This window comes from Pseudomonas sp. B3G-3 (assembly GCF_028640915.1).
In the GTDB taxonomy this organism is placed as follows: domain Bacteria; phylum Pseudomonadota; class Gammaproteobacteria; order Pseudomonadales; family Pseudomonadaceae; genus Aquipseudomonas; species Aquipseudomonas chlororaphis_I.
On the sequence record NZ_JAQZAB010000052.1, the window covers coordinates 17,696 to 35,796 of the forward strand.

Below are 18,101 nucleotides of genomic sequence, written 5' to 3' on the forward strand. Positions count from 1 at the left end.
TGAAGTTATTGCATCAAATCCTTCGCCAAATTCCCGTTACCCCTCCTTTTAGTCTCCTAAATCTCCGTTCTATAAGGCTTTTCCGTCGCTCCGTGCCTTGACGGTGTGGTGGGCGCATTCCTATAGTGTGCGCAAGTGGCGGAAAGTGGCATGAAGTGGGTTTTTTGGACGTAAAACGCTAAAATTTGGAGAAACGCTGACGTGTTTCGCGGAGCTAACGCTATCAGTCTCGACGCAAAGGGCCGTCTCGCCATGCCGAGCCGGTACCGTGACGAGCTCGTTTCGCGTAGTTCCGGGCAACTTATCGTCACTATTGATGCCGTTGATCCGTGTTTGTGTGTCTACCCCCTCGATGAGTGGGAAATTATTGAAACCAAGCTGCGCGCGCTGCCTTCGCTACGTGAAGAAAACCGTCGCTTGCAGCGTTTGTTGATTGGTAATGCCGTCGACCTCGAACTCGATGGCAGTGGTCGTTTTCTGGTTCCGCCACGTCTGCGCGAATATGCCAAGTTGGATAAGCGCGCAATGTTGGTAGGCCAACTGAACAAGTTCCAACTGTGGGACGAGGATGCCTGGAATGCTGTTTCTGCAGCGGACCTGGCAGCTATTCAACAACCGGGCGCCATGCCTGATGAACTGCGTGATTTGATCCTGTGACTATTGATAGCGGCTTTAACCACATCACCGTACTGCTTGACGAAGCCGTCGAGGCTCTCGCCGTACGTCCTGATGGCTGCTATCTGGATGGCACCTTCGGTCGCGGCGGTCATAGTCGTTTGATCCTCAGCAAGCTCGGGCCGGATGGCCGGCTGCTCGGATTCGACAAAGATCCTCAAGCGATTGCCACCGGGCAAGCGCTAGCGGCCGAAGACGGCCGCTTTGTCGTTGTGCAGCGCAGCTTTGCCGAGCTGGGTTCGGAAGTGGCCGAGCGTGGCCTGGATGGCAAGGTCAGCGGCGTGTTGCTCGACCTGGGCGTATCTTCGCCGCAGCTCGACGATCCTGAACGCGGCTTCAGTTTTCTCAATGACGGTCCCCTGGATATGCGCATGGACCCGTCCCGCGGCATCAGCGCGGCGGAGTTCGTCAACACCGCTCCGGTGGAAGAAATCGCCCGTGTGTTCAAGGAATACGGCGAAGAGCGTTTCTCCGGTCGCATGGCCCGCGCCGTGGCTGAGCGCCGCGACATCAAGCCGTTCGAGCGCACCGCCGACCTGGCGGAGGTCTTGAAGGTCGCCAACCCAGCTTGGGAAAAGGGCAAGAACCCGGCTACCCGCGCATTCCAGGGGTTGCGCATTCACGTCAACAACGAGCTGGGCGATCTCGAGACCGGCCTCGAAGCAGCGCTGGAATCTCTCGAAGTGGGCGGTCGCCTGGTGGTGATCAGCTTCCATTCCCTGGAAGATCGCATCGTCAAATTGTTCATGCGCAAGCTGGTGAAGGGCGAGGCGGACAACTTGCCTCGCAATCTGCCGGTACGCCACGTGGCTTTCGAGCCGAAAATCAAAATCCATGGCAAAGCGCAGACGGCCTCCGATGCCGAGCTCAAAGCCAACCCGCGTGCTCGTAGTGCTGTCATGCGCGTTGCGGAGAAGCTGCGGTGAGCAAGCTTTTCGCCAAGCCACTTCCAGGCGGAAGCTTTTTCATGCTTCTGCTGTTCATCGGCGTTCTGGTGTCCGCGATTGCGGTGTCCTATAGCGCGCATTGGAATCGTCAGCTGCTCAACACGCTGTATGGCGAGTTGAGTGTGCGCGACAAGGCGCAAGCGGAGTGGGGCCGGCTGATTCTTGAACAAAGCACCTGGACCGCCCATAGCCGGATCGAAGTGCTGGCCACCGAACAACTGAAAATGCGTATTCCCGGCGCGGCAGAAGTCCAGATGGTGGCGCCATGATGAAGCTTGAAGGCGCACTCTTTCCCTGGCGGTTCCGCCTGGTGCTGGGTTTGCTCGGCATCATGGTGGCGGCGATCGCCTGGCGCATCATCGATCTGCAGGTCGTCGATCGCGACTTCCTCAAGGGGCAGGGCGATGCGCGCAGCGTTCGGCATATTCCGATCCCGGCTCACCGTGGCCTGATCACCGACCGTAACGGCGAGCCGCTGGCCGTCAGTACGCCGGTGACCACCCTGTGGGCCAACGCCAAGGAAATGCAACTGGCCAAGGACAAGTGGCCAGCATTGGCCGCTGCCTTGGGGCAAGACCCCAAAGCACTGGCCGAGCGTCTTGAAGCCCAGGCCAATAAAGAGTTCATCTACCTGGTGCGTGGCCTGACGCCCGAGCAGGGCCAGCAGGTTCTCGATCTCAAGGTGCCGGGGGTCTATGGCATCGAAGAGTTCCGGCGTTTCTACCCGGCCGGCGAAGTGACCGCGCACATGGTCGGCTTTACCGACATCGACGACCGCGGTCGCGAGGGGGTCGAACTGGCCTATGACGAGTGGCTGGCCGGGGTGCCGGGCAAGCGCCAGGTCATCAAGGATCGGCGCGGCAGACTGATCAAAGATGTCCAGGTCACCAAAAACGCCAAGGCCGGCAAGCCCTTGGCGTTGTCGATTGACCTGCGCCTGCAATACCTGGCCAACCGCGAACTGCGCAATGCCATCGTCGAGAACGGCGCCAAGGCCGGCAGCCTGGTCATCATGGACGTGAAGACCGGCGAGATCCTGGCCATGGTCAACCAGCCGACCTACAACCCGAACAACCGTCGCAACCTGCAACCGGCGATGATGCGCAACCGCGCCATGATCGACGTGTTCGAACCGGGTTCGACCATGAAAGCCATCTCCATGAGCGCGGCGCTGGAAACCGGCCGCTGGAAACCGAGCGACACCGTCGAGGTTTATCCGGGCACGCTGCAGATCGGCAAATACACCATTCGCGACGTATCCAAGAGCGAAGGCGCGGTGCTTGACCTGACCGGAATTCTGATCAATTCCAGTAACGTCGGCATGAGCAAGATCGCCTTCGATATCGGCGGCGAAGCCATCTTCCGTCTGGCCCAGAAAATCGGCCTCGGCCAGGATACCGGCCTCGGTTTCCCGGGCGAGCGTGTCGGCAACCTGCCGAATTACCGTGAATGGCGCAAGGCCGAGACGGCCACGCTGTCGTACGGCTACGGTATCTCGGTGACGGCGATCCAGTTGGTTCACGCCTTCTCGGCGCTGGCCAATAACGGTCGTATCGCTCCACTGACTCTGATCAAAACCGACAAGACCCCGGAAACCACCCAAGTGATTCCGGAAAAGGTCGCCAAGACCATGCAAGGCATGTTGCAGCAGGTGATCGAGGCTCCGCGCGGCGTGTTCCGTGCCCAGGTGCCGGCGTATCACGTGGCCGGCAAGAGTGGTACCGCGCGCAAGACTTCGGTCGGCACCAAGGGTTATGCCGAGAACTCCTACCGTTCGCTGTTCGCTGGTTTCGGCCCGATGAGCGATCCGCGTTACGCCATAGTCGTGGTGATCGACGAGCCGAGCAAGGCCGGCTACTTCGGTGGCTTGGTATCGGCACCGGTGTTCAGCAAAGTGATGTCCGGCACCCTGCGCCTGATGAATATCTCGCCGGACAACCTGCCACCTACCCAACAAGCCAATGCGGCACCAGCTAAAGGAGGGCGCGGCTGATGTCTCTTAGCCTGAACAAGATTTTCGCCCACGCTGGTCGCGATCTGCTGATTCGCGAGCTGACCCTGGACAGCCGCAATGTGCGCGCCGGCGATCTGTTCCTTGCGGTTCCTGGCGGCAAGTTCGATGGCCGTGCGCACATCGCCGATGCCTTGCAGCGCGGTGCGGCTGCCGTGGCTTATGAAGTCGAAGGCGCGACCGTCCTGCCGATTACCGACGTACCGCTGATTCCGGTCAAAGGCCTGGCGGCGCAGCTGTCGGATATCGCCGGACGTTTTTATGGCGATCCGAGTCGTCATCTCAACCTGATTGGCGTGACCGGTACCAACGGCAAGACCAGCGTGACCCAGTTGGTCGCGCAAGCGCTCGACCTGCTGGGCCAGCACTGCGGCATCGTCGGCACCCTGGGCAGCGGTTTTTATGGCGCGCTGCAAAGCGGGATGCACACCACGCCGAACCCGATTGCCGTACAGGCCACCCTGGCCGACCTGAAAAAGGCCGGTGCCAAGGCCGTGGCGATGGAGGTGTCGTCCCATGGTCTCGACCAGGGGCGGGTCACTGCTCTGGCCTTCGATGTGGCGGTGCTGACCAACCTGTCTCGCGACCACCTGGATTATCACGGCACCATGGAAGCCTACGGCTCCACCAAGGCCAAGCTGTTCGGCTGGAGCGACCTGGGTTGCCGGGTCATCAACCTCGACGATGAGTTCGGTCGGCTGTTGGCCAGTGACGAGCAGGATTCGCGGCTGATCACCTACAGCCTCGAGGATCCGCGGGCCTATCTGTACTGCCGCGAAGCGCAATTCGACGACGAAGGCGTGCGTGCGACCCTGGTGACTCCGCAGGGTGAGCATCATCTGCGCAGCACCTTGCTCGGCCGTTTCAACCTGAGCAACGTGCTGGCCGCTGTCGGTGCCTTGCTCGGCCTGGATTACGCCCTCGACGAAATCCTCCACGTGCTGCCGAAACTGGAAGGTCCGGCCGGTCGCATGCAGCGCCTGGGCGGCGGTTCGCAACCGCTGGTGGTGGTCGATTACGCTCACACCCCGGATGCCCTGGAAAAAGTATTGCTGGCCCTGCGTCCCCACGCCAAGGGCCGTTTGCTGTGCCTGTTCGGCTGCGGCGGCGATCGCGATCGCGGCAAGCGTCCGCTGATGGCGGAAGTGGTCGAGCGCCTGGCCGACGGCGTGCTGGTTACCGACGACAACCCGCGTACGGAAGATCCAGCGCAGATTTTCGACGACATTCGTACCGGCTTCAGTGCGGTGGACAAGGTCGAGTTCGTCTCCGGTCGCGGCCTGGCCATCGCCCAGCTGATCGCCGGCGCTTCGGCGGATGACGTCATTGTCCTGGCCGGTAAAGGTCATGAGGACTATCAGGAAATCAACGGCGTGCGTCTCGACTTCTCCGACCTGGTGGAGGCCGACCGGGCGCTGACTGCGTGGGAGGTGGCCCATGCTTAAGGCCCTGAAACTCAGTGAACTGAGCGGACCGTTGGCGGGTCGCCTGCTGGCTGGCGATTGCAGCTTCGATGGCGTGAGCATCGACAGCCGGGCGATCAAGCCGGGCCAACTCTTTATTGCCCTGGCGGGCCCGCGTTTCGACGGCCATGACTACCTGAATGAGGTCGCTTCTAAAGGCGCCGTCGGTGCCCTGGTCGAACGCGAAGTGCCAGACAGCACGCTGCCGCAGTTGCTGGTCAGCGATACCCGGCAGGCGCTTGGACAGCTGGGAGCGTTGAATCGCGCCGCTTTTACCAAGTCGGTAGCGGCGATTACCGGCTCCAGCGGTAAGACCACGGTCAAGGAAATGCTGGCCAGCATCCTGCGTACGCGCGGGCCGGTGCTTGCCACACGCGGCAATCTGAACAACGACCTGGGCGCACCCTTGACCCTGCTGGAGCTGGCCCCGGAGCACACTGCGGCGGTGATCGAGCTCGGGGCTTCGCGCATCGGCGAAATTGCCTACACCGTGGCGATGACCAAGCCGCATGTCGCCATCATCAATAATGCCGGTACCGCTCATGTTGGCGAGTTTGGCGGGCCGGAAAAAATCGTCGAGGCCAAAGGCGAGATCCTCGAAGGGCTGGATGCTTCCGGTATCGCCGTGCTCAACCTCGACGACAAGGCCTTCCCGATCTGGAAAGCCCGCGCCGCCGGCCGTCAGGTGCTGAGTTTTGCCCTGACCAACAATGCCGCCGACTTTTACGCCTCGGATATCCAGCGTGATGCCCGTGGCTGCCCGAACTTCACCCTGCATGCTGGCAACGGCTCCGAGCGGATCCAGTTGAACCTGCTGGGTACCCATAACGTGGCCAATGCCCTGGCCGCTGCGGCTGCCGCTCATGCCCTGGGCGTGTCGCTGTTCGGCATCGCCACCGGGCTCAACGCGGTGCAGCCGGTCAAGGGCCGCACCGTCGCCCAGCTGGCGAAAAACGGCATGCGGGTCATCGACGACACCTACAACGCGAACCCCACGTCAATGTGCGCGGCCGTTGATATACTCGCCGGCTTTTCCGGCCGCACCGTCCTGGTGCTCGGAGATATCGGCGAGTTGGGCGATTGGGCGGAGCAGGGGCACCGCGAAGTGGGTGCTTATGCCGCCGGCAAGGTGTCGGCGCTCTACGCCGTGGGCCCGATGATGGCCCACGCGGTCGCTGCCTTCGGTGAGCACGCCCAACACTTCGCCAGCCAGGCCGAGCTGATCGCAGCCCTGGGCGCCGAGCAAGATACAAACACCACTATTTTGATCAAGGGATCGCGCAGCGCGGTGATGGAAAACATCGTCGCGGCTTTGTGTGGTTCCAGCACGGAGAAACATTGATGCTGCTGCTGCTAGCGGAGTACCTGCAACAGTTCTACAAAGGCTTCGCGGTCTTTCAGTACCTGACCCTGCGCGGGATTCTCGGGGTACTGACTGCGCTGGTGCTGTCCTTGTGGCTGGGGCCGTGGATGATCCGCACTTTGCAGACCCGTCAGATCGGCCAGGCCGTGCGTAACGACGGTCCGCAATCGCACCTCTCCAAGTCGGGCACCCCGACCATGGGCGGCGCGCTGATCCTCTCGGCAATCGGTATCAGCACCCTGCTGTGGGCCGACCTGAGCAACCGTTATGTGTGGGTGGTGTTGCTGGTCACCCTGTTGTTCGGCGCCATCGGCTGGGTCGATGACTATCGCAAGGTGATCGAGAAGAATTCCCGTGGTTTGCCTAGCCGCTGGAAGTACTTCTGGCAGTCGGTATTTGGCCTGGGCGCGGCGATCTTCCTGTATGTCACCGCGCAAACCCCGGTCGAAACCACCTTGCTGATCCCCATGCTCAAGGACGTCAGCATTCCGCTGGGTATTGGCTTCGTGGTCCTGACCTATTTCGTGATCGTTGGCTCCAGCAACGCGGTCAACCTGACCGACGGCCTCGACGGCCTGGCGATCATGCCGACCGTGATGGTGGGCGGTGCCCTGGGCATCTTCTGCTACCTGTCGGGTAACGTGAAATTCGCTGAGTACCTGCTGATTCCTTACGTTCCAGGCGCGGGTGAGCTGATCGTGTTCTGCGGCGCGCTGATCGGCGCCGGACTGGGCTTCCTGTGGTTCAACACCTACCCGGCACAAGTCTTTATGGGCGACGTCGGCGCGCTGGCACTGGGTGCGGCCCTGGGCACCATCGCGGTGATCGTTCGTCAGGAAATCGTCCTGTTCATCATGGGCGGTGTGTTCGTGATGGAAACCCTGTCGGTGGTCATTCAGGTGGCCTCCTTCAAGTTGACCGGTCGTCGTGTATTCCGCATGGCGCCAATTCACCACCACTTTGAACTCAAGGGCTGGCCCGAGCCGCGCGTGATCGTCCGTTTCTGGATCATCACCGTGATTCTCGTGTTGATCGGCCTTGCCACCCTGAAGCTGAGGTAGAACGAGTGTCTCTGATCGCTTCTGACCACTTCCGCATCGTTGTCGGCCTCGGCAAGAGCGGCATGTCCCTGGTTCGCTTCCTAGCGAACCGGGGCGTGTCGTTTGCCGTCGCCGATACGCGGGAAAATCCACCGGAACTGGCCACGCTGCGCCGTGACTATCCGCATGTGGAAGTGCGTTGTGGCGAGCTGGACGTCGACTTCCTGTGCCGTGCCGACGAGCTCTACGTGAGCCCCGGCCTGGCCCTGGCGACCCCGGCCCTGCAAGCCGCCGCCGCCCGTGGGGTGAAACTTTCCGGCGATATCGAGCTGTTCGCGCGTAACGCGAAGGCGCCGATCGTCGCCATCAGCGGTTCCAACGCGAAAAGCACCGTGACCACCCTGGTGGGGGAAATGGCCGCGGCGGCGGGCAAGCGGGTCGCCGTGGGCGGCAACCTGGGAACCCCGGCCCTGGACCTGCTCAGCGACGACGTCGAGCTGTACGTCATGGAACTGTCCAGCTTCCAGCTGGAAACCACCGACCAGCTGGGCGCCGAAGTGGCCACCGTGCTGAACATCAGCGAAGACCACATGGACCGCTACAGCGGCCTGCCGGCGTATCACCTGGCCAAGCACCGGATCTTCCGTGGCGCCCGGCAGGTGGTGTTCAACCGCCAGGATGCCCTGACCCGGCCATTGATCGGCGAAGGCCTGCCGTGCTGGACCTTCGGCCTGAGCAAACCCGACTTCAAGGCGTTCGGCCTGCGTGAAGAGAACGGCGAGAAATACCTGGCCTTCGAATTCCAGAACCTGATGCCGGTGCGCGAGCTGAAGATCCGCGGCGCCCATAACCAGTCCAACGCCCTGGCGGCGCTGGCCCTGGGGCATGCGGTCGGCCTGCCATTCGACGCCATGCTCTCGGCCCTGCGCACCTTCGCCGGCCTCGAGCACCGCTGCCAGTGGGTTCGCGACCTGGATGGCGTGGGTTATTACAACGACTCCAAGGCCACCAACGTTGGCGCTGCCCTGGCGGCCATCGAAGGCCTGGGCGCGGACATCGAAGGCAAGATCGTGCTGATCGCCGGTGGCGACGGCAAAGGTGCCGAGTTCAAGGACCTGCGCGACCCGGTGGCGGCCAACTGCCGCGCCGTGATCCTGATGGGCCGCGATTCCGACAAGATCGGCGAGGCCATCGGCGATGCCGTGCCGCTGATTCGTGTCGGCTCCCTGGTCGAAGCCGTGGCGCAATGCCGTGCCACCGCCCAGGCCGGTGACGTGGTGCTGCTGTCGCCGGCCTGCGCCAGTTTCGACATGTTCAAGAATTACGAAGACCGTGGTCACCAGTTCGTCCGCGCCGTGGAGGATCTGGCATGAACCTGAGAGATATCATCAAGCCTTATCCATCGCCGATCATTACCGGGCGTGGCGTCGACCTCGATTTCCCGATGCTCGCCGGCTGCCTGACGCTGCTCGGCCTCGGGCTGATCATGATCGCCTCGGCCTCCACCGAAGTGGCGGCGGTGCAGTCGGGTAGTGCCCTGTACTACATGATTCGCCACCTTATCTATGTGGTGCTGGGCCTGGGTGCGTGCATTGTCACCATGATGATTCCGATCGCCACCTGGCAACGCCTGGGCTGGATGATGCTGCTCGGTGCCTTCGGTTTGCTGGTGATGGTGATCATTCCGGGGATCGGCCGTGAAGTGAACGGTTCGATGCGCTGGATCGGCTTCAGTTTCTTCAACGTCCAGCCTTCCGAGATCGCCAAGGTGTTCGTGGTGATCTACCTCGCCGGTTACCTGGTGCGTCGCCAGAAAGAAGTGCGCGAAAGCTGGATGGGCTTCTTCAAACCGTTCATCGTGTTGCTGCCGATGGCCGGCCTGCTGCTGATGGAGCCGGACTTCGGCGCCACCGTGGTGATGATGGGGGCCGCGGCAGCGATGCTGTTCCTCGGTGGGGTCGGGTTGTTCCGCTTTTCCTTGATGGTGGTCCTGGCGGTCGCGGCGGTGGTCCTGCTGATTCAGATGCAGCCCTATCGAATGGCGCGCCTGACCAACTTTGCCGACCCTTGGGCCGACCAGTTCGGTGCTGGGTACCAGTTGTCCCAGGCCTTGATCGCTTTTGGCCGTGGCGAATGGCTGGGCGTTGGCCTGGGTAACAGCGTGCAGAAACAGTTCTACCTGCCGGAAGCCCACACCGACTTCGTGTTCTCGGTCCTGGCCGAAGAACTGGGCGCCGTCGGTTCCCTGTGCACAGTGGCGCTGTTCGTCTTCGTCTGTATCCGTGGCATGTACATCGGCCTGTGGGCCGAGAAAGCCAAGCAGTTCTTTGCCGCCTATGTCGCTTATGGCCTGTCGTTCCTGTGGATCGGCCAGTTCCTGATCAACATTGGGGTGAACGTCGGCCTGTTGCCGACCAAAGGCCTGACCTTGCCGTTCCTCAGTTATGGCGGCAGTTCGTTGGTGATCTGCTGCGCCTGCCTGGGCCTGTTACTACGCATCGAGTGGGAGAGTCGGACCCACCTGGGCAGCGAAGAGATGGAGTTCAGCGAGAGCGACTTCGCCGAGGAGCCAAGCCATGGGCGCTAATGTGCTGATCATGGCCGGTGGCACCGGCGGTCACGTGTTCCCGGCGCTGGCCTGTGCCCGTGAGTTCCAGGCGCGCGGTTATACCGTGCACTGGCTCGGCACCCCGCGCGGTATCGAAAACGAGCTGGTGCCGAACGCCGGCCTGCAGCTGCATCTGATCAACGTCAGCGGCCTGCGGGGCAAGAGCAAGCTGTCGCTGCTCAAGGCGCCATTCGTGTTGCTCAAGGCAGTGCTGCAGGCGCGCCGGATCATTCGTCAGCTCAAGCCGGTTTGTGTGCTGGGCTTTGGCGGTTATGTGACCGGCCCTGGCGGCGTCGCGGCAAAACTGTCCGGCGTGCCGGTGATCGTTCATGAACAGAACGCGGTCGCCGGTACCGCCAATCGGCTGCTGGTGCCGTTGTCGGCCCGAGTCTGCGAAGCTTTCCCGGACACCTTTGGTGCCTCCAGCAGCCGGCGTACCACCGGCAACCCGGTGCGCACCGAGCTGTTCCTCGATACACCGCGCGAGGCTTTGGCCGGACGCAAGGCGCGTTTGCTGATCCTGGGCGGAAGCCTGGGAGCAGAGCCGTTGAACAAGTTGCTGCCTGAAGCCCTGGCGCTGGTCTCCCCCGAGCTGCGTCCGGAAGTGTTTCATCAGGCCGGCAAAAACCACGATGAAGTGACTGCAGAGCGCTATCGCGCCGCCGGCGTCGAGGCGCAGGTGCAGCCGTTCATCAAAGACATGGCCCAAGCCTATGGCTGGGCTGACCTGGTGGTTTGTCGCGCAGGCGCGTTGACCGTCAGTGAACTGGCTGCCGCCGGTCTGCCTTCGATGCTCGTGCCTTTGCCTCACGCCATCGACGATCACCAGACCCGCAATGCCGATTATTTGGCTCGTGAAGGCGCTGCCTTCCTGATGCCGCAAAGAACGACTGGCGCAGCGGACCTTGCCGCTCGCCTGACAGAGGTTTTGATGCAACCGGAACGACTCAACAGCATGGCCGACGCCGCACGTCGCCTGGCCAAACCCGATGCCACCCGTAGCGTGGTCGATATCTGCCTGGAGGTGGCCCATGGTTGAGAATCAGAAAGCCATGCCACAACCGGAAATGCGCCGCATCCGTCGCATCCACTTCGTCGGTATCGGCGGCGTGGGCATGTGCGGGATCGCCGAAGTGCTGCTGAACCTGGGCTACCAGGTCTCCGGTTCCGACCTCAAGGCTTCGCCGGTTACCGAGCGCCTCGAGTCCTTCGGTGCGCAGATCTTTATCGGCCACCGTGCCGAGAACGCCGCCAACGCCGATGTACTGGTAGTGTCCAGCGCCGTGAACACCTCCAACCCGGAAGTGGCCACCGCTCTGGAACGCCGCATCCCGGTGGTGCCGCGCGCGGAAATGCTGGCCGAGCTGATGCGCTACCGCCACGGCGTCGCCGTTGCCGGTACCCACGGCAAGACCACCACCACCAGCCTGCTGGCCTCGGTGTTCGCCGCCGGTGGCCTGGACCCGACCTTTGTCATCGGTGGCCGGCTGAATGCAGCGGGTACCAATGCACAGTTGGGTACCAGCCGCTACCTGATCGCCGAAGCCGATGAAAGCGACGCCAGTTTCCTGCACTTGCAACCGCTGGTAGCCGTGGTGACCAACATCGACGCCGACCACATGGCGACCTACGACGGTGACTTCAACAAACTGAAGAAAACCTTCGTCGAATTCCTGCACAACCTGCCGTTCTACGGCCTGGCCGTACTGTGCCTGGACGACCCGGTGGTGCGCGAGATCCTGCCGCAGGTCAAGCGTCCGACCGTCACCTACGGTTTCAATGAAGACGCCGACGTGCGGGCGATCAATGTACGCCAGCAGGGCATGCAGACCTTCTTCACCGTGCTGCGTCCCGATCGCGAGCCGCTGGATGTCTCGGTGAACATGCCGGGTAACCACAACGTGCTGAACGCCTTGGCGACCATCTGCATCGCCACCGACGAAGGCATCAGCGATGAAGCCATCGTCCAGGGCCTGTCGGGCTTCCAGGGCGTGGGTCGGCGCTTTCAGGTCTACGGCGAGCTGCCGGTGGAAGGCGGCAACGTGATGCTGGTGGACGACTATGGCCACCACCCGACCGAAGTCGCGGCGGTGATCAAGGCCGTGCGCGGTGGCTGGCCTGAGCGCCGCCTGGTGATGGTCTACCAGCCGCACCGTTTCAGCCGTACCCGCGACCTGTACGACGATTTCGTCCAGGTGCTGGCGGACGCCAACGTCCTGCTGTTGATGGAAGTCTACCCGGCGGGCGAAGAGCCGATCCCGGGGGCGGACAGCCGTCAGCTGTGCCACAGCATCCGTCAGCGCGGTCAGCTGGACCCGATCTACATCGAGCGTGGGGTCGACCTCGCGCCGCTGGTCAAGCCGCTGCTGCGTGCCGGCGACATCCTGCTGTGCCAGGGCGCCGGAGATATCGGCGGCCTTGCGCCGAAGCTGTTGAACAGTCCGTTGTTCGCGGGCGCCGCGCCTGCCGGTCAGGGGAAGTCGAAATGACCGCCGCCTACGCCTCTCTGTTTTCGACCATCGCGCCGAAGGATTTCGGCCGTGTCGCCGTGCTGTTCGGCGGCAAGAGCGCCGAGCGCGAAGTCTCGCTGAAGTCCGGCAATGCCGTGCTCGAAGCCTTGCTGAGCGCCGGTGTGGACGCGTTCGGCATCGACGTTGGTGACGACTTCCTGCAGCGCCTGCTGAACGAGAAGATCGACCGCGCCTTCATCATCCTCCACGGCCGTGGCGGCGAAGACGGCAGCATGCAGGGCCTGCTGGAGTGCCTGGGGATTCCCTACACCGGCAGCGGCATCCTGGCTTCGGCGCTGGCGATGGACAAACTGCGTACCAAGCAGGTCTGGCACAGCCTCGGTATTCCGACGCCACGCCACGCCGTACTTGGCTCCGAGGCCGATTGTATTTGCGCGGCTACGGAACTGGGCATGCCTTTGATCGTCAAACCGGCGCATGAAGGTTCCAGTATTGGTATGGCCAAAGTGACATCCGCGTCCGAACTGATCGACGCATGGAAAGCGGCTAGCACCTACGACTCGCAAGTCTTGGTTGAACAATGGATTCAAGGTCCGGAGTTCACCATCGCCACGCTGCGCGGCCAGGTATTGCCACCGATCGCCCTGGGCACGCCCCACACGTTTTACGACTACGACGCCAAGTACCTGGCTTCCGATACCCAGTACCGGATCCCGTGCGGCCTCGACAGCGACAAAGAGCAGGAGCTCATGGACCTGACGGCGAAGGCCTGCGGGGCGCTCGGTATCGCCGGTTGGGCGCGTGCCGACGTGATGCAGGACGCCGACGGCCAGTTCTGGTTCCTGGAAGTGAATACCGCCCCCGGCATGACCGATCACAGCCTGGTTCCGATGGCGGCGCGTGCCGCCGGTCTGGATTTCCAGCAGCTGGTTCTGGCCATCCTGGCGGAAAGTGTCGTCAGTAACGCAGAGCCGCGAGGTTAAGGCCATGCAAGGCGCCCAGCTACGTCATCAGCAACCCGCTCCCGGCCGCAAGCCGGTGCCGCGTGGTGCCAGCCGGATGGTGGCCAAGGAGCCGATGTCGGCGCGCCTGCCGAAAGCCAACTTTGGCGTGCTGAAAAGCCTGATGTGGCCGGTGCTGCTGGTCGCGCTGGGCTTCGGCACTTACGAAGGCGCGCAACGCCTGCTGCCCTATGCCGACCGGCCGATCACCAAGGTCGCGGTGCAGGGCGACCTGAGTTACATCAGCCAGCAGGCGGTGCAGCAGCGGATCGCGCCCTACGTCGCGGCGAGCTTCTTCACCATCGACCTGGCGAGCATGCGTACCGAGCTGGAACAGATGCCATGGATCGCTCATGCCGAGGTACGGCGTGTGTGGCCGGACCAGGTGGTGATTCGCCTGGAAGAACAACTGCCGGTGGCCCGTTGGGGCGACGAGGCGCTGTTGAACAACCAGGGCCAGGCCTTCACCCCGCGTGAACTGGCGAACTACGAGCACTTGCCACAGTTGTTCGGCCCGCAGCGGGCCCAGCAGCAGGTGATGCAGCAGTACCAGGTGCTGAGCCAGATGCTGCGCCCGATGGGTTTCTCCATTGCCCGTCTGGAGTTGCGCGAGCGCGGCAGCTGGTTCCTGACCACGGGGGCCGGTAGCGCTGGCCCTGGTATCGAGCTGTTGCTCGGACGCGATCACCTGGTGGAGAAGATGCGCCGCTTCATTGCCATTTATGAAAAAACGCTGAAAGAACAGATTACGAACATCGCGCGCATCGATCTGCGTTATGCCAACGGCCTGGCCGTCGGCTGGCGGGAACCTGTAGCGCCCACGACGGCCCAACCCGCCGTCGCGAAGAATTAAGAAGAGGCAGGACCATGGCAAACGTGCAAAGCGGCAAAATGATCGTCGGTCTGGATATCGGCACCTCCAAGGTGGTGGCGCTGGTAGGCGAGGTCGCGGCCGATGGCACGCTGGAAATCGTCGGTATCGGCACCCATCCATCGCGCGGCCTGAAGAAGGGCGTGGTGGTGAATATCGAGTCCACCGTTCAATCGATCCAGCGCGCGGTAGAAGAAGCGCAACTGATGGCCGGTTGCCGTATCCACTCGGCGTTCGTCGGCGTGGCGGGCAATCACATTCGCAGCCTGAACTCCCACGGCATCGTGGCGATTCGTGATCGCGAAGTGAGTTCGGCGGACCTGGAGCGGGTACTCGACGCGGCACAGGCCGTGGCGATTCCGGCCGACCAGCGGGTGCTGCACACCCTGCCGCAGGATTACGTGATCGATAACCAGGAAGGCGTGCGCGAGCCCCTGGGCATGTCCGGTGTACGTCTGGAAGCCAAGGTGCACGTGGTGACCTGCGCGGTGAATGCCGCCCAGAACATCGAAAAGTGCGTGCGTCGCTGTGGCCTGGAAATCGACGACATCATTCTCGAACAGCTGGCCTCGGCGTATTCGGTGCTGACCGACGACGAGAAAGAGCTGGGCGTGTGCCTGGTGGATATCGGCGGCGGTACCACCGACATCGCGATCTTCACCGAAGGCGCGATCCGCCATACCGCGGTGATCCCGATTGCCGGCGACCAGGTGACCAACGACATCGCCATGGCGCTGCGTACGCCGACCCAGTACGCCGAAGAAATCAAGATCCGTTACGCCTGCGCCCTGGCCAAGCTGGCCGGTGCCGGTGAAACCATCAAGGTGCCAAGTGTCGGCGACCGTCCACCGCGCGAGCTGTCCCGCCAGGCCCTGGCCGAAGTGGTCGAGCCGCGCTACGACGAGCTGTTCACCCTGATCCAGGCCGAACTGCGTCGCAGCGGCTACGAAGACCTGATCCCGGCCGGCATCGTGCTGACCGGCGGTACTTCGAAAATGGAAGGCGCGGTCGAACTGGCCGAAGAGATTTTCCACATGCCGGTCCGCCTGGGCGTGCCACACACCGTCAAGGGCCTGTCCGACGTGGTGCGCAACCCGATCTATTCCACCGGCGTGGGCTTGCTGTTGTACGGGCTGCAGAAGCAGTCCGACGGTATCTCGTTCTCCGGCATCGGCAGCCGGGACAGCTACAGCAGCGACGAACCCAAGGCCGCCTTGCTCGATCGCATCAAGAGCTGGGTGCAGGGCAATTTCTGAAGATTTACCGCAACACCGTTGTAAAGCAGTAGGCGAAAAAACTAGAGAAATGAAAGGAGAGGGAAAATGTTCGAACTCGTAGACAACGTCCCCGCAAGTCCGGTAATCAAGGTTATCGGTGTTGGCGGTGGCGGCGGCAACGCCGTCAATCACATGGTCAAGAGCAACATCGAAGGCGTCGAATTCATCTGCGCCAACACTGATGCTCAAGCGCTGAAAAACATCGGCGCGCGGACCATCCTGCAACTGGGTACCGGCGTGACCAAGGGCCTGGGTGCTGGCGCCAATCCTGAGGTCGGTCGTCAAGCCGCCCTGGAAGACCGCGAGCGTATCGCTGAAGTGCTGGCGGGCACCAACATGGTGTTCATCACGACCGGCATGGGCGGTGGTACCGGTACCGGTGCCGCGCCGATCATCGCCGAAGTGGCCAAGGAAATGGGCATCCTCACCGTTGCGGTGGTGACTCGTCCGTTCCCGTTCGAAGGCCGCAAGCGTATGCAGATCGCCGATGAAGGCATCCGCGCGCTGAGCGAAAGCGTCGATTCGTTGATCACCATTCCCAACGAAAAGCTGCTGACCATCCTCGGCAAGGACGCCAGCCTGCTGTCGGCTTTCGCCAAGGCCGACGACGTTCTGGCCGGTGCCGTTCGCGGTATCTCCGACATCATCAAGCGTCCGGGCATGATCAACGTCGACTTCGCCGACGTACGTACCGTGATGAGCGAAATGGGCATGGCAATGATGGGCACTGGCTGCGCCAGCGGTCCTAACCGTGCACGTGAAGCGACCGAAGCGGCAATCCGCAACCCGCTGCTGGAAGACGTGAACCTGCAAGGCGCACGCGGCATCCTGGTGAACATCACCGCCGGTCCCGACCTGTCCCTGGGCGAGTACTCCGACGTGGGTAGCATCATCGAAGCCTTCGCTTCCGAGCACGCGATGGTCAAGGTCGGTACCGTTATCGATCCGGACATGCGCGACGAGCTGCACGTGACCGTGGTTGCCACGGGTCTGGGCGCGAAAATCGAGAAGCCTGTGAAGGTCATCGACAATACCGTGCAAACCTCCATGGCCGCTGCACAGGCGCCAGCCCCTGCCCGTCAGGAACTGCCGTCGGTCAACTACCGTGATCTGGACCGTCCGACCGTCATGCGCAACCAGGCCCAGGCCAGTGCTGCGACTGCGGCGAAGCTGAATCCGCAAGATGATCTGGACTATCTGGACATCCCGGCTTTCCTGCGTCGCCAGGCCGATTGATGGAATGTATCAGGGGTATTAGGGTGATTGGTGTTCAGCAAAGGCCTGGTCTGCTATTATCGCCAGCCTTTGTTGATACCAGTTCGCAATTTGCGCTGAAGCGGCCCAAGCCATGATTAAACAACGCACCCTGAAGAATATTATCCGTGCCACAGGTGTAGGCCTGCACTCTGGGGAGAAGGTTTACCTGACCCTCAAGCCTGCGCCTGTCGACACCGGCATTGTGTTTTGTCGTGCCGACCTGGACCCTGTGGTGCAGATTCCTGCTCGCGCGGAAAACGTTGGTGAAACCACTATGTCGACCACCCTGGTCAACGGTGACACCAAAGTGGACACGGTGGAGCACTTGCTCTCGGCCATGGCTGGCCTGGGCATCGATAACGCCTACGTCGAGCTCTCCGCGTCCGAAGTCCCGATCATGGATGGCAGCGCTGGACCCTTCGTATTCCTGATTCAATCTGCCGGCCTGGAAGAACAGGACGCAGCCAAGAAGTTCATCCGCATCCTTCGTGAGGTGACGGTGGAAGACGGCGACAAGCGCGCCACTTTCGTGCCTTTCGACGGTTTTAAAGTGAGCTTTGAGATCGATTTCGATCACCCGGTTTTCCGTGACCGCACCCAGAGTGCAAGCGTGGACTTTTCCAGCACGTCGTTCGTGAAGGAAGTCAGCCGCGCCCGTACCTTTGGTTTCATGAGTGATATCGAGTACCTGCGCAAGCACAACCTCGCACTCGGCGGCAGCGTGGAAAACGCCATCGTGGTCGACGCGGATGGTGTACTGAACGAGGACGGCCTTCGCTACGAAGACGAGTTCGTGAAGCACAAGATCCTCGACGCAATTGGTGACCTCTACCTGCTGGGCAACAGCCTGATAGGTGAGTTCAAAGGCTTCAAGTCGGGCCATGCACTGAACAACCAGCTTCTGCGCAAGCTCATTGAGCAGAAAGACGCTTGGGAAGTCGTGACCTTCGAAGATGCCAGCACTGCACCGATCTCTTACATGCGTCCGGTTGCGGCCGTGTAAGTAACACTCTCTTTCCTTTAGTTTTTAAAGGCTGCCTTCGGGTGGCCTTTTTTTAGGTTCTTCACGGAATTCCGGGAAACACAGAAACAAGAACGCCGATTTGATTGATGATGT

At 62.0% G+C, this 18,101-nt stretch carries 16 protein-coding genes; all 16 read left to right on the top strand.

Features of this window, described 5'->3' with window-relative positions:
- Nucleotides 1-201: 201 nt before the first annotated feature.
- The 16 genes from mraZ to lpxC all read left to right on the top strand — a co-directional run bounded on the left by mraZ (nt 202) and on the right by lpxC (nt 17,987).
- Nucleotides 202-657, top strand: coding sequence for a division/cell wall cluster transcriptional repressor MraZ (gene mraZ, locus PVZ80_RS00425; RefSeq protein ID WP_003205355.1), 456 nt, complete (start codon nt 202-204; stop codon nt 655-657).
- A complete protein-coding gene (gene rsmH / locus PVZ80_RS00430) occupies nt 654-1,601 on the top strand; it encodes a 16S rRNA (cytosine(1402)-N(4))-methyltransferase RsmH (RefSeq protein WP_038634999.1) in 948 nt (315 codons plus the stop codon). Before mraZ ends, rsmH begins: the two co-directional genes overlap by 4 nt.
- On the top strand, nt 1,598-1,891 hold the full coding sequence (gene ftsL / locus PVZ80_RS00435; RefSeq protein WP_009050721.1) for a cell division protein FtsL: 294 nt from the start codon (nt 1,598-1,600) through the stop codon (nt 1,889-1,891). Before rsmH ends, ftsL begins: the two co-directional genes overlap by 4 nt.
- The gene (locus tag PVZ80_RS00440; RefSeq protein ID WP_016703540.1) at nt 1,891-3,615 is read left to right on the top strand and encodes a peptidoglycan D,D-transpeptidase FtsI family protein; all 1,725 of its coding nucleotides are present in this window, start codon (nt 1,891-1,893) and stop codon (nt 3,613-3,615) included. The genes ftsL and PVZ80_RS00440 overlap by 1 nt, the downstream gene beginning before the upstream one ends.
- Entirely contained in the window at nt 3,615-5,078 is a 1,464-nt protein-coding gene (locus PVZ80_RS00445) for a UDP-N-acetylmuramoyl-L-alanyl-D-glutamate--2,6-diaminopimelate ligase (RefSeq protein WP_053269869.1), read from the top strand. The genes PVZ80_RS00440 and PVZ80_RS00445 overlap by 1 nt, the downstream gene beginning before the upstream one ends.
- The gene (locus PVZ80_RS00450; RefSeq protein ID WP_273863298.1) at nt 5,071-6,438 is read left to right on the top strand and encodes a UDP-N-acetylmuramoyl-tripeptide--D-alanyl-D-alanine ligase; all 1,368 of its coding nucleotides are present in this window, start codon (nt 5,071-5,073) and stop codon (nt 6,436-6,438) included. Before PVZ80_RS00445 ends, PVZ80_RS00450 begins: the two co-directional genes overlap by 8 nt.
- Entirely contained in the window at nt 6,438-7,520 is a 1,083-nt protein-coding gene (gene mraY, locus PVZ80_RS00455) for a phospho-N-acetylmuramoyl-pentapeptide-transferase (protein ID WP_007928475.1), read from the top strand. The genes PVZ80_RS00450 and mraY overlap by 1 nt, the downstream gene beginning before the upstream one ends.
- Nucleotides 7,521-7,525: 5 nt before the next feature.
- Entirely contained in the window at nt 7,526-8,872 is a 1,347-nt protein-coding gene (gene murD, locus PVZ80_RS00460) for a UDP-N-acetylmuramoyl-L-alanine--D-glutamate ligase (RefSeq protein WP_009050718.1), read from the top strand.
- Complete coding sequence (gene ftsW, locus PVZ80_RS00465; protein ID WP_007928477.1) at nt 8,869-10,086, top strand: putative lipid II flippase FtsW; 1,218 nt, start codon at nt 8,869-8,871, stop codon at nt 10,084-10,086. The genes murD and ftsW overlap by 4 nt, the downstream gene beginning before the upstream one ends.
- Nucleotides 10,076-11,146: an undecaprenyldiphospho-muramoylpentapeptide beta-N-acetylglucosaminyltransferase gene (gene murG, locus PVZ80_RS00470; protein WP_009050717.1), complete on the top strand. Its 1,071-nt coding sequence runs from the start codon at nt 10,076-10,078 to the stop codon at nt 11,144-11,146. Before ftsW ends, murG begins: the two co-directional genes overlap by 11 nt.
- Nucleotides 11,139-12,596 carry a UDP-N-acetylmuramate--L-alanine ligase gene (gene murC / locus PVZ80_RS00475; RefSeq protein ID WP_198919341.1) on the top strand — a complete coding sequence of 486 codons (1,458 nt, stop codon included), beginning with the start codon at nt 11,139-11,141 and terminating at the stop codon, nt 12,594-12,596. The genes murG and murC overlap by 8 nt, the downstream gene beginning before the upstream one ends.
- Complete coding sequence (locus tag PVZ80_RS00480; RefSeq protein WP_016703535.1) at nt 12,593-13,561, top strand: D-alanine--D-alanine ligase; 969 nt, start codon at nt 12,593-12,595, stop codon at nt 13,559-13,561. The genes murC and PVZ80_RS00480 overlap by 4 nt, the downstream gene beginning before the upstream one ends.
- Nucleotides 13,562-13,565: 4 nt before the next feature.
- A complete protein-coding gene (locus PVZ80_RS00485; protein WP_007922133.1) occupies nt 13,566-14,432 on the top strand; it encodes a cell division protein FtsQ/DivIB in 867 nt (288 codons plus the stop codon).
- Nucleotides 14,433-14,446: 14 nt separating this feature from the next.
- A complete protein-coding gene (ftsA, locus tag PVZ80_RS00490) occupies nt 14,447-15,706 on the top strand; it encodes a cell division protein FtsA (RefSeq protein WP_007922131.1) in 1,260 nt (419 codons plus the stop codon).
- Between the two features lie 66 nt (nt 15,707-15,772).
- A complete protein-coding gene (ftsZ, locus tag PVZ80_RS00495; RefSeq protein WP_007922129.1) occupies nt 15,773-16,963 on the top strand; it encodes a cell division protein FtsZ in 1,191 nt (396 codons plus the stop codon).
- Between the two features lie 112 nt (nt 16,964-17,075).
- Nucleotides 17,076-17,987 carry a UDP-3-O-acyl-N-acetylglucosamine deacetylase gene (gene lpxC / locus PVZ80_RS00500; protein ID WP_009045509.1) on the top strand — a complete coding sequence of 304 codons (912 nt, stop codon included), beginning with the start codon at nt 17,076-17,078 and terminating at the stop codon, nt 17,985-17,987.
- The last annotated feature ends 114 nt before the right edge of the window (nt 17,988-18,101 follow it).